The organism is Rathayibacter sp. AY1B7, assembly GCF_002932735.1.
GTDB lineage: Bacteria > Actinomycetota > Actinomycetes > Actinomycetales > Microbacteriaceae > Rathayibacter.
In genome coordinates, this window is the sequence record NZ_PSWK01000020.1 from 21,178 (window position 1) to 36,263 (window position 15,086).

The window sequence follows — 15,086 nt, forward strand, 5'->3', positions numbered from 1 at the left end:
TCGCCCTGTCCGGGGCGAGCGGGGCCGACGATCTGGAGGTTCCTGTGAAGGCGCGTATCGCTGCATCCGTCGTTCTCGCGGTCGGCGTCGCCCTCGCTACCGCCGGCTGCAACCTCGTCGCCCCGCAGGCGACGCGCAAGATCTACGACCCGAGCGACGGAGTCGGCGCGACGATCGGCGATCTCGCCATCCGCAACGCGATGATCGTCTCGGACGACGGCGAGGCCGGCACCCTGATCGTGACGCTCGTGAACTCCACCGATGAGGCGCTGAGCGTCGAGGTGCAGTACGAGGGCTCCGCGGGCCGCACCAGCGACACCGTCGACGCCGTCCCCGGCCGCACCGAGGTCCGCCCCGACAGCACCGAGGCCGTCCAGATGGACGACATCGACACGATCCCCGGCGGCCTGCTCCCCGTCTACTTCCAGTACGGCTCCGAGCAGGGCAAGGAGCTCCTCGTCCCCGTCCTGACGAACGCCCTCGAGGCCTACTCGACGCTGACCCCCGCTCCCTCCGCGACGCCGACCGTCACCCCGACGGCCGACCCCGCCCGGACCGCGCTCCCCACTCCCACCGCCGAGCCCGGCGTCGACGCTCCCACCGCGGAGTAGCCCCCTCCGCCCTCGAGGGCCGTCCACCCCGGTGGGCGGCCCTTCGTCGTCCCCGCGCGTCTCGATACACCGACTCCGCCGACCACTCGAGCACCACGCCCTGAGCGACGCCCCCGCCCGGCTCGTCGCGCAGCGACGGCCTCGTCCCCCACCCCTCCAGTACAGGGTTGATCGCGGGTCCTGGCGGGGTGAGCTGCAAGGCGGAGGAGGGCGCGATACCAGCGGTATCGCAACCGACGACAACGCCGCAGATCGCCCCGCCAGGGCCCGCGATCAAGCGTCGAAGCGGTAGCCGAGGCCGCGGACAGTAACCAGGAGCACCGGCTCCTTCGGCGTCTTCTCGATCTTCGAGCGGATGCGCTTGACGTGGACGTCGAGGGTCTTCGTGTCGCCGAAGTAGTCGCTCCCCCAGACGCGGTCGATGAGCTGGCCGCGGGTGAGGACGCGGCCCGCGTTGCGGAGGAGCATCTCGAGGAGCTCGAACTCCTTGAGGGGCATCGGGGTCTCGACGCCGTCGACTTCGACCGTGTGGCGTTCGATGTCCATGCGGACGGGGCCGGCGACGACGATCCGCTCCTCGCCGGGCTCCTCGGTGCGGCGTCGGAGGACGGCGCGGATGCGGGCGAGCAGTTCGCGGGTGGAGTAGGGCTTGGTGACGTAGTCGTCGGCGCCGAGCTCCAGGCCGACGACGATGTCCACTTCGGAGTCCTTGGCGGTGACCATGATGATCGGGACGGAGGAGCGGGTGCGGATCTCGCGGCAGACCTCGGTGCCGGGCATGCCGGGCAGCATGAGGTCGAGGAGGATCAGGTCGTAGTCGCCCTCGTCGAAGGCGGCGACGGCGCGGTTGCCGTCCTCGGCGACGGAGACGTCGTAGCCCTCGCGTTCGAGCAGGTAGCTGAGGGGCTCGCTGAGGGCGCTCTCGTCCTCGACGAGCAGGATGCTGGTCACGCGTGTTCTCCTATCGGGGCGGTCGCCGCGAAGGGCGTCCGGGCGGGGTCGGCTTCGGGGAGCCGGATGGTGAAGGTGGAGCCGCGGCCGGGCTTGGACCAGACGCGGACGTCGCCGCCGTGGTTCTGCACGGCGTGCTTGACGATGCTGAGGCCGAGGCCGGTGCCGCCGGTGTGGCGGGAGCGGGCCTGGTCGACGCGGTAGAAGCGCTCGAACACCCGGTCGAGGTCCTCCTCCGGGATGCCGATGCCCTGGTCGGTGACGGCGATCTCGACGACGCCGCCGGTGGAGCGGACGCCGATGCCCACGCGGGAGCCGGCGGGCGAGTACTGGATGGCGTTGGCGAGGAGGTTGTGCAGCGCCGAGACGAGCATCTTCTCCTGCCCCACGACGTAGGCCTTCTTCATCCCGCCCTTGACCAGGGTGACGTCGTGCGACTCCGCCATGACGTGGGTGGTCTCGAGCGCCGCCGTGACGACGTCGTCGACGCGGATGATCTCGGCGGAGCCGGCGACGTCGGCGGCCTGGAGGCGGGAGAGCTCGATGATCTCGCGGGTGATCTTCGCGAGGCGGTGCGACTCCTGGGTCAGCCGGTGCGCGAAGCGGCGCACCTGCTGGGGGTCGTCGGCGGCGGAGTCGAGGGCCTCGGCGAGCAGGCCGACTGCGCCGATCGGGGTCTTCAGCTCGTGGGAGATGTTGGCGACGAAGTCCCGGCGGACGGCCTCGAGCCGGCGCGCCTCGGTGTGGTCCTCGGCGATGACGAGGACGTAGCGGGAGCCGAGGCGGGTCGCGTGGACGACGAGCGTCACGGCGGCGTCGGAGAGCGGGCTGGTCGCGAGCTCGAGGTCCTGGACGATGTCGTCGCCGAAGCGGCGGACGCGGTCGACGATGGCGGCGAGGTCGGGGTGGAGCAGCGTGTCCTGCGAGACCAGGCCGAGCGCGACGGCGCGGGTGGACGCCTTCAGCACGTTGTGCGACGGGTCGGTCACGAAGGCGGGCGAGCCGACGGCGTCGATGATCGCCTCGATCCCCTCGGGGAGCCCGACCGAGATCACGTCCTGCGCGATGCGGCCCTGGCGGGCGGCGAGCGTGAGCACGGTCGTCAGTAGGATCCCGATCGCGACACCGAGAACGAGCGACAGAACCACGATCAAGCCCGAATCCACGGACCCAGGCTAACCATCCACCGGGCGTCCCCCTACCGGACGCCCGTCGATCCTCCGGGGGTCGAGTACTGTTCAAACGCCCGGCACCGTCCGTTAACCTGCCGTGGTCATCATGACTGCGCCTGCGCCCACGGAGTGCAGTCGCAGCGGCGTGCGAGGTGCTCGCCGCAGATCCGGCGCCGTCGTCCGCGCGCGCCGTAGAGAGGGTCGAACACAGATGCGCGAAGTTTTCCAGCAGGAGCTGGCCGAGGTCCAGGAACGACTCGTCGAGATCTCCGGACTCGTCGAGATCGCCATCGAGAAGGCGACCCAGGCGTTCAACCACTCCGACGTCACCCTCGCGGAGGAGGTCATCGCGAGCGACGCGCGCATCGACGAGCTGGCCATCAGCCTCGACGAGCTCGCGATCGACATCCTCGCCCGGCAGAACCCGGTCGCCCGCGACCTGCGGATCGTCGTCTCGGCGCTGCGCATCAGCGCGTCGCTCGAGCGGATGGGCGACATCGCCGAGCACATCGCCCAGCTCTCGCGCTATCGCTTCCCCGACAAGGTGGTCCCCAAGAGCCTGCGTCCGACGTTCGTCGAGATGGGCCGCCTCGACGTGGTCGTCGCGCACAAGCTGACCGACCTGCTCCGCTCGCAGGACCCGCGCATCGCCGAGGAGATCCGCGACGAGGACGACAAGATCGACGAGCTGCACGTCAGCGTCTTCGACAAGGTGCTCAGCGAGGCGTGGAAGGGCCAGGCCGCCGACACCGTCGACGCGACCCTCGCCAGCCGCTACCACGAGCGCTTCGCCGACCACGCCGTGTCGATCGCCAAGAAGGTCCAGTACCTGATCTCGGGCGACTACTCCTAGTCGACACCTCGGGCTCCGGCCCGTCTCGCCGTCCGGCCCGCAGGAACGATCGTCTCCTGCGGGCCGGACGTGTCCGTGCGCTCCGCCTCCGGGGCTACGTGAACGGCCCGCCGGAGTCGAGGACTCGGGCGGGCCGTTCACGCGTGCGGGGCGGTGCTACTTCTTGGCGCCCTGGGCGGCGACGGCGGCGGCACCGGCGGCCGCGGCCTCGGGGTCGAGGTAGCGCGCCTCCCCGATCGGCTCGAAGTCCTCGTTCAGCTCGTAGACGAGCGGGATCCCGGTCGGGATGTTGAGCTCCGCGATGTCCGAGTCCGAGATGCCGTCGAGCGTCTTCACCAGCGCGCGGAGGGAGTTGCCGTGCGCGGTGATCATGACGGTCTTGCCCGAGGCGAGGTCCGGCTTGATGTCGGACTCCCAGTACGGGAGCATCCGCTCGATCACGAGCTTCAGCGACTCGGTGCGGGGCAGGGCGTCGCCGAGGTCGGCGTAGCGCTCGTCGTGCGCCTGCGAGTACTGGTCGTCGTCGTCGAGCGGGGGCGGCGGCACGTCGAAGGAGCGGCGCCAGGTCTGGAACTGCTCGGGGCCGTACTCTGCGAGGGTCTGCGCCTTGTCCTTGCCCTGCAGGGCGCCGTAGTGGCGCTCGTTGAGGCGCCAGGAGCGCTTGACGTCGATCCACAGGCGGTCGGCGACCTCGAGGGCGATGTTGGCGGTCTGGATCGCACGGGTCTGGCGCGACGTGTAGACGATGTCGGGGTGCAGGCCCGCCTCGGTCAGCAGCTCGCCGGCGCGGGTGGCCTCCGCGACTCCCTGCTCGGTCAGGCGCACGTCGACCCAGCCGGTGAAGAGGTTCTTCTGGTTCCACTCGCTGTTGCCGTGGCGCACGAGGATGAGGGTGTAGGTCTCGGACATGCGTCCAGCTTAGAGGCGGCCCCCTCGCCCGCGGATACGCTGGAGAGCATGCCAATCGGAGCCGTCACCCGCGGAACGACGGGCACGAACCGCCTCCGCCGGGTCGACCGCCGGCTCGCCGAGCTGCCCGTCCTGCGCAGCACCGCCTCCCCGCTCGTCGTCGATCTCGGCTTCGGGGCGAGCGCGGTCACCACGCTCGAGCTGCACCGCCGGCTCGTCCGGGCCGCGCCCGACGTCGAGGTGCTCGGCCTCGAGATCGAGCCCGCCCGGGTCGACACCGCTCGACGCCAGCTCGCCCGGGTGAGGGAGGGCGGCACGCCGTTCCCCGCGGACGCGCGCGTGCGCTTCGAGCGCGGCGGCTTCGAGGTTCCCCTGCCCGCGGGGCGGCGGGCGGGCGTCATCCGCGCCTTCAACGTGCTCCGCCAGTACGACGAGGACGCGGTGCAGTCAGCCTGGGCGACGATGACGGACCGCCTGCAGCCCGACGGCGTCCTGGTCGAGGGCACCTGCGACGAGATCGGCCGCATCTGCACCTGGGTCGAGGTCGGCCGGGAGGGCCCGCGCTCGCTGACCCTCTCGCTCCGGCTCGCGACGATCCCCTCGCCGATGACGGCGGCCGAGCGCCTGCCGAAGGCCCTCATCCACCGCAACGTGCCCGGCGAGGGCGTGCACGCCTTCCTCTCCGCCCTCGAGCGGGCGTGGACGCTGAACGCCCCTCTCGCCGTCTACGGTCCGGGTCAGCGGTGGATCGCGACGGTCCGGGACCTCCGGCCGGAGTGGCCGGTCCTCGGCGGGCCGCGGCGCTGGCGCCTGGGCGAGGTGACGGTCGCGTGGGAGGCGGTCGCCCCCTCCTGCTGAGCGCCGGGCCTGAGCATCGGACCTCCTGAGCCCTAGGCGAGCGGGGGCAGGGCGGCCCGCGCCTCGGCGGGAGCGGCGCCTGTCGCCGTGAGCAGGTCGACGACGAGCGGGCGGAGCAGGACGAGCACCGTCTTCTCGGCGAGGCGCGCCTCCGGGACCAGCAGCTGGGGGTCGAGCGTGGTCGCGAGCAGCACGAGGTCCTGACGCGCCAGGGCGAGCACCGACGGATCGGCGACCGCGCGGCCGAGCAGCGCGATGCCCGGGCCGAGGGCGGCGACCGCTCCGGCGAGCGCCGGCCGCGGGGCGCCGTCCCCGACGAGGAAGTCGGTGCGGCGCGCGACGATGCGCAGATTCCGGGTCGCGAGGTCCAGCGCGGACAGCATCACGGCCTGGCGGGAGAGCTCGCCGCGGTGCCGACGGACGAACGGCGAGATCCGGGCGACGCCGGTCGCGGAGTCGAGCGCCGCGGTCCAGCCGTCGATGACCGGCTGCGTCCCGCGGATCCGCTCGAGGGCTGCGGTGGACGCCGAGGAGTCGCCCCGGCGGAGCGCCTCGGCCAGCTCCTCCACGGTCCGGCTGAGCGCGGTGAGGAGCCGATGCGCCTCGGCCCGCGCCGTGCGCAGCGGCGGGCGGGGCACGATCGCCGTGCAGAGCAGCGCCGCGAGCCCGCCGATCAGGCCGTCGACGCTCCGGGTGAAGACGCCTCCGTCCGGCGCAGGGAGGACCATCACCAGCATCGCCTGGGTCCCGGCGGCCACGGCGAACCCCGGCGAGGGCGAGAGGGCCCGGCCGAGCGTGAAGACGATCGCGAGGACGACGGCGAGCTGCCAGACGCCGCTCCCCCACAGCAGGAGCAGGACCTCGCTGGCCGTGATGCCGATGAGCATCCCCGTCGCTGTCTCGGCCACCTGCTTGGGGCGGGTGTCGCGCGCGATGCCGAGGCTCGAGATCGTGGCCGTCAGCGCCAGCACCGGCGCGGGGTGCCCGAGGAGGAAGTGCGCGACGGAGTAGGCGAGGGTCGCCGCGAGCACGATCTGCAGCACGGCGGGGAGCGACGCCCCCGCGCGGGCGAGGGCGCGCGCGGGACTCAGCTCGGGGATCCGGACGAGACCGCGCAGCCGCTCGGCCGCCCGGCCCCGCTCGGCGGGACGTGCGGCCACCACGGCGTGGCCTACCTGGTCGTCGCCCCGAGGCGGGGCAGGCGGGGCACTCCCGCCTCCGCTCCGGCTCCGGGCGGGACCACGACCTCCTGGGCCGCGGCCACGCGCGAGTCGCCGGCCAGCACGGTCAGCTCGAGGTCCACCGGGACGCTCCGCTTGACGACCGCGAGGGCGACCGGTCCGTCCTCGTAGTGCCAGGCGCTGGAGGTGACCGTGCCGACCTCGACCGGCTCGCCGCCCTTGAGCGCCGTGACGACGTCGCCGTGGGCGGGGAGGACCGAGTCGGAGCCGTCGAGCTGCAGCAGGACCAGGCGCCGCGGCGGGTGGCCGAGGTTGTGCACCTTCGCCACCGTCTCCTGGCCCCGGTAGCAGCCCTTGGCGAGGTGCACGCTCGAGCGGAGGAGGTCGAGCTCGTGCGGGATGGACCGCTCGTCGACCTCGGTCGCGTGGCGCGGGCGCCAGGCGGCGATGCGCAGCGCCTCGAGGGCGTCGACCCCGGCGAGGGCCACTCCCACCCCGACGGCCGTCTCCGCGAGGGCCTCGAGGGCCGCTCGCGGGACCAGGACCTCGCGGAGCTCCCAGGAGGCCCCGGGGTGCTCTGTGGTCAGCGCGTACTGCCAGCCGCCCGGCTGGACCTGCGACCACGGGTCGCTCCAGACGACGGGCTCCTCGGCCAGGGACAGAGCGAGCGTCAGGGCCGGCCCGTCGCCGAGGGCGGCGAGGGTCGCGAAGTCGTCGGTGCGGTCGGCGACCTCGACGCGGAGCATGAAGCGCATCCGGTCGAGCCAGGCGGCCAGGCCGGCCGTCTCGTCGCGGTCGAGCAGGAGCCAGGCGGTCTCGCCGTCGTCGACGAGGCGGATGACGTGCTCGATCCGGCCGGTCGGGTCGAGCAGGAGCGTCTCGGCGGACGCGCCGGGAGCGAGGCGCGAGACGGCCTGGCTGGTGAGCGAGTCGATCCAGGTGAGACGGTCCGGCCCCGTGACGGTCACGACGCCGCGGCCGGAGAGGTCGACGAGCGCGGTGCCCGCGGCGAGAGCGCGCTGCTCGCGGAAGGGCTCGCCGTAGTGGGCGGCGACGCCGGGCTCGGCGGCGCTCGTCGTCGCGACCGCGCCCGGGGCGGCCAGGAGCGGGGAGAGCGCGTCAGTCGACACGGGCGAGCCGTCCGGAGGAGTGGGTCCGCAGGCCCTGGCCGAGCGCGGCGATGTCCCACGCCCACAGCAGGTGGTCGTCGACCAGGCCGTAGAGGCGCGTGGCGGCGGCGTAGTCCTTCGCCGCGGCGGTGCGCATCACCGCGTCGGTCGCGAGGTCGATCCGCGGCCCCTTGACCTGACCGAGGTAGAGCTCGCTGACCCCGTCCGGGTGCACGAGCGAGACCTCGATGTCGAACCCGCCGGCGGCGTTGCGCAGCGTCTCGACGGACTCCGCGTCGGGGAAGGCGGGTGCGCCGCGGCCGGGCAGCATTCCCGGGCCGGCGTCGGAGTCGGTCAGAGCGCGGCTGAGGCGCCAGTAGCCCGTCTCGGTGACCAGCGGCCGGGGCGCCTCCTCGGCGCCCTCCTCGATCAGCCACGTGTAGGAGTTGTAGTTGAGGTACGGGAGGCCGTCGTAGCTGAAGCTGATGCGATGGCCGAACTCGGCCTGGACGGAGTCGTCGCCGATCGTGTAGTCGATGACGCCCGAGCCCTCCCAGACGCCGAGAAGCCAGGACAGGGGGACGAGCTCGGGCGGCAGGCCCGACGGAAGCGAGATCACTCGGGCTCCGGCGGCGGCTAGCGCTGGCCGCGGTAGAGCTTGTAGACGACCACGCCGGAGACCCACGCGATGGCGAGGGAGGCGAGCCCGAGCAGACCGAGGTAGAAGAGTTCCAGGGCGAGAAGCATGCGCTCATCCTACCCGCCGCCTCCGACGCAGGGGCGGGGCGGACGCGGCCGCTCAGGCGGTGCGGATCCGGGCGCTCGGGACGGGAGGGCGCGACCGCTCAGGCGGGGAGGAGGAGGGCGATCCCGCTCGCGACCGCGACCACGGCCATCGCCCCGACGATGCTCGTCATCGCGCGGAGGAGGTACCCCTCGGCGCGGGCCACGGCGAGCTGCACCGCGAAGGTCGCGAGCACGCATCCGCCGAACGTCAGCGCGAGCCAGAGCTGCCGGGACTCCGGAGCGGCGATCGCCAGAGTCAGCACGGAGCCCGCGAGTGCGAGCGCCCAGACGACTCCGATGCCCACCCGATCCCTGCCCATCCGACAATTGTGCCCCAGGCGGACGCCCCTCCCGGCCCGCCGCTAGTATTGCGGGCAGACCAGTTCTGGAGGATCCGTGGCGCAGTTGTTGATACTGACCTCGGCGGGAGGCGCCGAGGTGCTCCCCGCACTGGGGCTCCTCAGCCACCGGACCCGGCAGATCCCCGCGGAGCCCGCCCAGCTCGTGAACGCCCCGAGCTGCGATCTGATCCTGGTCGATGCGCGGCAGGACCTCGCCAGCGCCAAGTCGCTCTGCAAGATCCTCACGACCACGGGCATCAACGTCCCCCTCATCCTGATCCTCACGGAGGGCGGGCTCACGGCCGTCTCGGCCGACTGGGGCGTCAACGACGTCATCCTCGACTCGGCCGGCCCCGCCGAGGTCGACGCCCGCATCCGCCTGGTGATCGGCCGGCTGGCGCAGGAGCAGTCGACCTCGCGCATCCAGGCCTCGGGCGTCGTGATCGACGAGGCCAGCTACTCCGCCAAGGTGCACGGGCGCCCGCTCGACCTCACCTTCAAGGAGTTCGAGCTCCTCCGCTTCTTCGCCACGCACCCCTCGCGCGTCTTCACCCGCGAGCAGCTGCTGAGCGAGGTGTGGGGCTACGACTACTTCGGCGGCACCCGCACGGTCGACGTGCACGTGCGGCGCCTCCGCGCGAAGCTCGGCGACCTGGAGTCGCTGATCGGCACGGTCCGCAACGTCGGATACCGCTTCAACGTGTACGAAGAGGACAATGAGCGAGTCGCTCAACCTGTCCGTTGAGGACCTGGCCGATCCCGCGGTGGCGGCCGGCCTCGAGCACCTGATCGGGCGCGCCGCCTGGTTCGACCACCAGCCCCCCTTAAGCGATCAGACCCTCGTCGACGCCCGGGCCGGCTCGCGCACCCTCCTCGTGGGGCTGCGCGCCGACGTGGTCGTGGCGGCGGCGATCCTCGGGCAGGGCGAGCTGGAGTTCGTCGTCGATCCGGAGTGGCGCGGGGTCGGCTTCGGCACCGCGACCCTGGAGCAGGTCCTCGCGAGCGGCCGGACGGGCCTGCTCGCCTGGGCGCACGGCGACCACCCCGCCGCCCGGGCCCTCGCGGCCTCCCACGGCTTCGCCCCGGTGCGCACCCTCCTGCACCTCGAGCTCGAGCCGCTCGCCGCCCCCGAGGTCCGCATCCCCGAGGGCGTCGTCCTCTCGGACGCCCGCGACCTCGCTCCGGCCGAGTGGATCGCCCTGAACGCGCGGGTCTTCGCCGCGCACCCCGAGCAGGGGCGGATGACGGAGGAGGACCTGGCGGCCCGCCGCGCCGAGCCGTGGTTCGACGAGGGCGACTTCCTCCTGCTCCGCGACGTCGACGGAACGCTCCTCGGATACGACTGGCTCAAGATCGAGCCCGGATCGACGACCGGCGAGATCTACGTCCTCGGGGTCGCCCCCGAGGCGGCCGGACGGGGACTCGGCCGCACCCTGCTGAACGCCGGGCTCGCGCGGATGCTCGAGCGCGGCTGCACCGCGGCCGACCTCTACGTCGAGGCCGAGAACCGGTCGGCGGTGGCGCTCTACCGCTCGCTCGGGTTCACGGACGCCTCCGTCGACGTGCAGTACCTGCAGCGGGCCGCGCCGCTGCGCTGAACCGGCACTCCTCCACAGGGCCTCCCCCGGCCCCGTTCATCCGGCATTCACGAGCGGCGGCGCGGAGCGGACGGACGCGGTGCCAGGATGGTCGCATGGACGGCGACAACCTGCTTCTCGAAGACGGTCTCAGCGATGACCTCGACGACGACTTCGACGACGAGGAGGAGCACTCGGACCCGCTCCTCCCCGACAACCGCTACCTCGACCGGGAGCTGAGCTGGCTGGCGTTCAACCAGCGCGTGCTCGAGCTCGCGGAGGATCCGCTGGTTCCGGCGCTCGAGCGGGCGAACTTCCTCGCGATCTTCTCGTCCAACCTCGACGAGTTCTTCATGGTCCGGGTCGCCGGCCTCAAGCGCCGCATCCTCACGGGGCTCGCCCTGCCGACGAACATCGGGCGCGTGCCGGTCGACGTGCTGACCGACATCTCGGAGAAGGCGCACCTGCTGCAGCAGCGCCACTCCCGAGCGTTCAAGGAGCTCGTCGAGCCCGCCCTGCGCGACGGCGGCATCGACCTCGTCCGCTGGGACGAGCTGAGCGACGCCGAGCGCACTGTGCTGGACGACTACTTCTCGGCCCAGGTGTTCCCGGTGCTGATGCCGCTCGCGGTCGACCCGGCGCACCCGTTCCCCTACATCTCCGGCCTCTCGCTCAACCTCTCGGTGCGGGTGCGGAACCCGAAGACGCAGAAGGTCGAGTTCGCGCGCCTCAAGGTGCCGCAGATGCTCCCCCGCTTCGTGCGGATCGCCGGCGTCGCGGCGCCGGGCGAGCCGATGCGGTTCATCTCGCTCGAGGACCTGATCGCCAACCAGCTGGACGACCTGTTCCCCGGCATGGAGATCCTCGACCACCACGTGTTCCGGGTGACGCGCAACGAGGACGTCGAGGTCGACGAGGACGAGACCGAGAACCTGATCAAGGCCCTCGAGAAGGAGCTGCTGCGCCGCCGGTTCGGCCCGCCCATCCGCCTCGAGGTCACCGACGACATGGACGACGAGACGCTGGGCCTGCTGGTCCGCGAGCTCGACATCACGACGCAGGAGGTCTACAAGCTCCCGGCCCCGCTCGACCTCAGCGGGCTCTTCAGCCTGCAGAAGATCGACCGCCCGGACCTGAAGTACCCCAACCACGTCCCGACGACGGCGGTGCAGCTCTCGCCCAGCGAGCCCAACCAGCGGCAGGACGTCTTCAAGGCGGTCTCCCGCGGCGACGTGCTCCTGCACCACCCCTACGAGTCCTTCGCGACGAGCGTGCAGTCGTTCCTCGAGCAGGCGGCGGCCGATCCGGACGTGCTCGCGATCAAGCAGACGCTCTACCGCACCTCCGGCGACTCCCCCATCGTCGAGGCGCTCATCGACGCGGCCGAGTCGGGGAAGCAGGTGCTCGCCCTGGTCGAGATCAAGGCGCGCTTCGACGAGCAGGCGAACATCTCGTGGGCGCGCAAGCTCGAGAAGGCGGGCGTGCACGTGGTCTACGGGCTCGTCGGGCTGAAGACCCACTGCAAGCTCGCGCTCGTCATCCGCCAGGAGAAGGGCGGAGTGCTCCGCCACTACTCCCACATCGGCACCGGCAACTACAACCCGAAGACCTCGCGCATCTACGAGGACCTCGGACTCCTGACGGCCGACCCCGAGGTCGGCAAGGACCTCACGCGTCTGTTCAACGAGCTCTCGGGCTACGCGATCGAGAAGAAGTTCAAGCGCCTGCTCGTCGCGCCGCGCCACCTGCGGAAGGGCCTGCTCAAGCGGATCGCCGCCGAGACCGAGAACGCCCGCGCGGGGCACCCCTCGGGCATCCGGATCAAGGTCAACTCGATCGTCGACGAGTCCGTGATCGACGCGCTCTACCGCGCCAGCCAGGCCGGCGTGCCGGTCGACGTGTGGGTGCGCGGCATCTGCGGGCTGAAGCCCGGCCAGGAGGGGCTCTCCGAGACCATCCGCGTGCGCTCGATCCTCGGCCGCTACCTCGAGCACTCCCGCATCTTCAGCTTCGTCAACGGCGGCGAGCCGGACGTCTTCATCGGCAGCGCCGACATGATGCACCGCAACCTCGACCGCCGCGTCGAGGCTCTGGTGCGGATCGTCGAGCCGGCGCACCTCAGCGAGATCGACGACATGTTCGAGCGGGCGATGGACGAGCGGACCGCCTCCTGGTGGCTCGGCCCGGACGGCGACTGGACGCGGCACCACCTCGACGAGGAGGGCGCTCCGCTCGCCGACCTGCAGAACCAGCTGATGCAGCACATCACCCATCGCAAGCGCGCGGCGACACGGTCCGCCAACCGGGCCTCCAGCCGCTGACGCCCGTGACGGGCACCGTCTACGCAGCAGGAGCGGTGTGCTGGCGGATCATCGAGGGCCGCCCGCACATCCTCGTGATCCACCGGCCGCACCGCCGGGACGTCAGCCTGCCCAAGGGCAAGGTCGACGCGGGCGAGTCCCTCCCGGAGACCGCGGTCCGCGAGATCCGCGAGGAGACCGGGCTCTCGGTGGCGCTCGGGGTGCCGCTGGGGTGCACCGAGTACACGCTGCCGAGCGGGCGCCCGAAGGCCGTCTACTACTGGGCGGCGCAGGTGACCGAGAAGGCCGTCCTGGCGTCCGACTTCCTCCCGAACGACGAGGTCGAGGCGCTCGAGTGGGTGACGCTCAAGCGGGCCCGGAGCTACCTGACCTATCCGCACGACGTGACGATCGTCGACGAGTTCGCCCGGATCGCCGCACGCGGTGCGCTCGAGACCTTCGCGATCGTGGTCCTGCGGCACGCGAAGGCGGTGCCCGCCTCCTCCTGGGACGGCCGCGACTCCACCCGCCGCCTCACCGGGCGCGGCCGGGTCGAGGCCGCGGCCGCCGCTCAGGCCGTGGCCGCCTGGCGCCCGCGCCGCCTCGTCTCGAGCACCGCCAAGCGCTGCCGGTCGACCATCGCCCCGCTGTCCGGTCTGGTCAGGAAGCCGGTCAAGCTGCGCGACGACCTCAGCCAGGAGGCGCACGAGCAGGGCACCGCCGACGTCCGCGCCCTCGTCGGCAAGCGGGTCCGCGCCCGCCGCACCGCCGTCCTCTGCAGTCACCGGCCGGTGATCCCCGAGATCCTGCGGGAGATCGCCCTCGCCACGGCGACTCCTCTCGGCGCCTACCTCGACGAGGCGGCAGCGCTCCCGACCGGGGGCTTCGCCGTGGTGCACCTCTCCACCGGTCACCCCGGCTCCGGCATCGTCGCGATCGAGACGCACACGCCGCTGGCCTGACCCGCCCGGGCCGCGCTGAGCGACCGGCTCGACGGATCCCTCCGGACCGGGCCGGTCGCGCAGCCGGGACGCGCCCGACGCACCGCGCCTTCCCCGCCGCCCCTCCGCTCCGCAATCCCCTGGGCGGACCCGTTCACCGCGCGTTCACCGAGCGGTCGGTGCCAGGACACGACCCCTCCGTACTCTCGCTCGCGGGCTGCACCAGGCCCTGTTCTGTTTTCCACGCTTTCCTACCCGAAAGGGATACTTGTGAGATTCTCGCGTCTCGGCCAGGCGGCCGTCGTCGCCGCCGTCGCAGCGATCACGCTGACCTCCTGCGCTGCCAACGAGGCACCGGCCGCAGGCGGCAGCTCCGGCTCCGCCACCACCTCCACGCTCTCCGGCACCATCACCGGGATCGGCTCGTCCGCTCAGGGCACCGCGCAGACCACCTGGGCCGCCGCATTCCAGACCGCGAACCCCGAGGTCACGGTCAACTACGACCCGCAGGGCTCCGGCGCCGGCCGCACCAACTTCATCGACGGCGCCGCCGACTACGCCGGCTCCGACTCCGCGCTCAAGGACGAGGAGCTCGCGGGCACCTTCGCCGCCTGCGCCCCCGACACCAAGGCGATCGACCTCCCGGTCTACATCTCGCCGATCGCGGTCATCTTCAACGTGGAGGGCGTCGACGAGCTCAAGCTCGACGCGGCCACCATCGCGGGCATCTTCAAGGGCACCATCACCTCCTGGGACGCCCCGGAGATCAAGGCCCTGAACCCTGACGCGACCCTCCCGTCGGCGAACATCACCTCCGTGCACCGCTCGGACGACTCGGGCACCACGCAGAACTTCACCGACTACCTCGCGGCCACCGCGAGCGACGTCTGGGACGCTCCCGCCGCGCAGACCTTCCCGTACCAGAGCGGTGACGGCGCCAAGGGCACCTCGGGTGTCGTCGACGCGGTCAAGAACGGCACCAACACGATCGGCTACGCCGACGAGTCCGGCGCCCAGGGCATGGACATGGCGCAGCTGAAGGTCGGCGACGCGTTCTCGACCATCTCGGCCGACGGAGCCGCGGCGGTCGTCGCCGCCTCGCCCATCGCCGAGGGCCGCGAGGACAACGACCTCGCGATCAAGATCGACCGCACCGGCACCGAGGCGGACGCCTGGCCGATGGTCCTGGTCAGCTACCTCATCGTGTGCCAGGAGTACGCGGACGCCGACAAGGGCGAGGTCGTCAAGTCCTTCGCCTCCTACGTCGCGAGCGAGGAGGGCCAGGAGGCCGCCGCCGCTCAGGCCGGCTCCGCTCCCCTGAGCTCCGAGCTCGCCTCGACCGTCGCCACCGCGATCGAGTCGATCAAGTAGTCCCACCGGCAGGGCCCGTCTCGCAGCACGATCCGCGGGACGGGCCCCGCCTGTGCCGGGCTCGACCCACCGGACGCCCCCTCCGAGCCCTAGCATCTCCCTGTGCGCCCCGCCGAACCCCCTCGT

General features: G+C 72.1%; 15 protein-coding genes. 8 read left to right on the plus strand and 7 right to left on the minus strand.

The window, feature by feature from the left end:
• Positions 1-44: 44 nt before the first annotated feature.
• Positions 45-611 carry a hypothetical protein gene (locus C5C95_RS11810; protein ID WP_104224588.1) on the plus strand — a complete coding sequence of 189 codons (567 nt, stop codon included), beginning with the start codon at positions 45-47 and terminating at the stop codon, positions 609-611.
• Positions 612-884: 273 nt separating this feature from the next.
• On the opposite strand, the gene C5C95_RS11815 is transcribed toward C5C95_RS11810, so the two are convergent.
• Together C5C95_RS11815 and C5C95_RS11820 are read right to left on the minus strand one after the other, a co-directional pair.
• Positions 885-1,562, minus strand: coding sequence for a response regulator transcription factor (locus C5C95_RS11815; RefSeq protein WP_104324494.1), 678 nt, complete (start codon positions 1,560-1,562; stop codon positions 885-887).
• Positions 1,559-2,728: a cell wall metabolism sensor histidine kinase WalK gene (locus tag C5C95_RS11820; protein WP_104224692.1), complete on the minus strand. Its 1,170-nt coding sequence runs from the start codon at positions 2,726-2,728 to the stop codon at positions 1,559-1,561. Before C5C95_RS11820 ends, C5C95_RS11815 begins: the two co-directional genes overlap by 4 nt.
• A gap of 217 nt (positions 2,729-2,945) precedes the next feature.
• Here C5C95_RS11820 and phoU point away from each other — a divergent pair, with 217 nt between their 5' ends.
• Positions 2,946-3,587, plus strand: a complete 642-nt coding sequence (phoU, locus tag C5C95_RS11825; RefSeq protein ID WP_104224693.1) for a phosphate signaling complex protein PhoU — start codon at positions 2,946-2,948, stop codon at positions 3,585-3,587.
• Between the two features lie 156 nt (positions 3,588-3,743).
• Here the strand turns inward: phoU and C5C95_RS11830 are convergent, their stop codons facing one another.
• Positions 3,744-4,496 (minus strand): phosphoglyceromutase, encoded by a 753-nt coding sequence (locus tag C5C95_RS11830; protein WP_104224694.1) that lies wholly within the window; start codon positions 4,494-4,496, stop codon positions 3,744-3,746.
• A 48-nt stretch (positions 4,497-4,544) separates the two neighbouring features.
• Between C5C95_RS11830 and C5C95_RS11835 the strand changes: the two genes are divergently transcribed.
• On the plus strand, positions 4,545-5,354 hold the full coding sequence (locus tag C5C95_RS11835) for a class I SAM-dependent methyltransferase (RefSeq protein WP_104324495.1): 810 nt from the start codon (positions 4,545-4,547) through the stop codon (positions 5,352-5,354).
• A 32-nt stretch (positions 5,355-5,386) separates the two neighbouring features.
• Here the strand turns inward: C5C95_RS11835 and C5C95_RS11840 are convergent, their stop codons facing one another.
• The 4 genes from C5C95_RS11840 to C5C95_RS11855 all read right to left on the minus strand — a co-directional run bounded on the left by C5C95_RS11840 (position 5,387) and on the right by C5C95_RS11855 (position 8,750).
• Complete coding sequence (locus C5C95_RS11840; protein WP_104324496.1) at positions 5,387-6,517, minus strand: aromatic acid exporter family protein; 1,131 nt, start codon at positions 6,515-6,517, stop codon at positions 5,387-5,389.
• Between the two features lie 8 nt (positions 6,518-6,525).
• Positions 6,526-7,665, minus strand: a complete 1,140-nt coding sequence (locus C5C95_RS11845) for a folate-binding protein YgfZ (protein ID WP_104324497.1) — start codon at positions 7,663-7,665, stop codon at positions 6,526-6,528.
• Positions 7,655-8,263: an FABP family protein gene (locus C5C95_RS11850; protein ID WP_104224698.1), complete on the minus strand. Its 609-nt coding sequence runs from the start codon at positions 8,261-8,263 to the stop codon at positions 7,655-7,657. Before C5C95_RS11850 ends, C5C95_RS11845 begins: the two co-directional genes overlap by 11 nt.
• A 226-nt stretch (positions 8,264-8,489) precedes the next feature.
• Positions 8,490-8,750, minus strand: a complete 261-nt coding sequence (locus C5C95_RS11855) for a hypothetical protein (RefSeq protein ID WP_146076503.1) — start codon at positions 8,748-8,750, stop codon at positions 8,490-8,492.
• A 76-nt stretch (positions 8,751-8,826) separates the two neighbouring features.
• On the opposite strand from C5C95_RS11855, the gene C5C95_RS11860 reads away from it, so the two are divergent.
• From C5C95_RS11860 to pstS, 5 genes are all read left to right on the plus strand, one after another.
• A complete protein-coding gene (locus tag C5C95_RS11860) occupies positions 8,827-9,516 on the plus strand; it encodes a winged helix-turn-helix domain-containing protein (protein ID WP_104224700.1) in 690 nt (229 codons plus the stop codon).
• Positions 9,488-10,369 (plus strand): mycothiol synthase, encoded by an 882-nt coding sequence (mshD, locus tag C5C95_RS11865; RefSeq protein ID WP_104324498.1) that lies wholly within the window; start codon positions 9,488-9,490, stop codon positions 10,367-10,369. Before C5C95_RS11860 ends, mshD begins: the two co-directional genes overlap by 29 nt.
• 95 nt (positions 10,370-10,464) lie before the next feature.
• Entirely contained in the window at positions 10,465-12,669 is a 2,205-nt protein-coding gene (locus C5C95_RS11870) for an RNA degradosome polyphosphate kinase (protein ID WP_104324499.1), read from the plus strand.
• A 5-nt stretch (positions 12,670-12,674) separates the two neighbouring features.
• Positions 12,675-13,610: an NUDIX domain-containing protein gene (locus C5C95_RS11875; protein WP_104224703.1), complete on the plus strand. Its 936-nt coding sequence runs from the start codon at positions 12,675-12,677 to the stop codon at positions 13,608-13,610.
• 249 nt (positions 13,611-13,859) lie between these two features.
• Positions 13,860-14,960, plus strand: coding sequence for a phosphate ABC transporter substrate-binding protein PstS (gene pstS, locus C5C95_RS11880; protein ID WP_104233897.1), 1,101 nt, complete (start codon positions 13,860-13,862; stop codon positions 14,958-14,960).
• Positions 14,961-15,086: the final 126 nt, after the last annotated feature.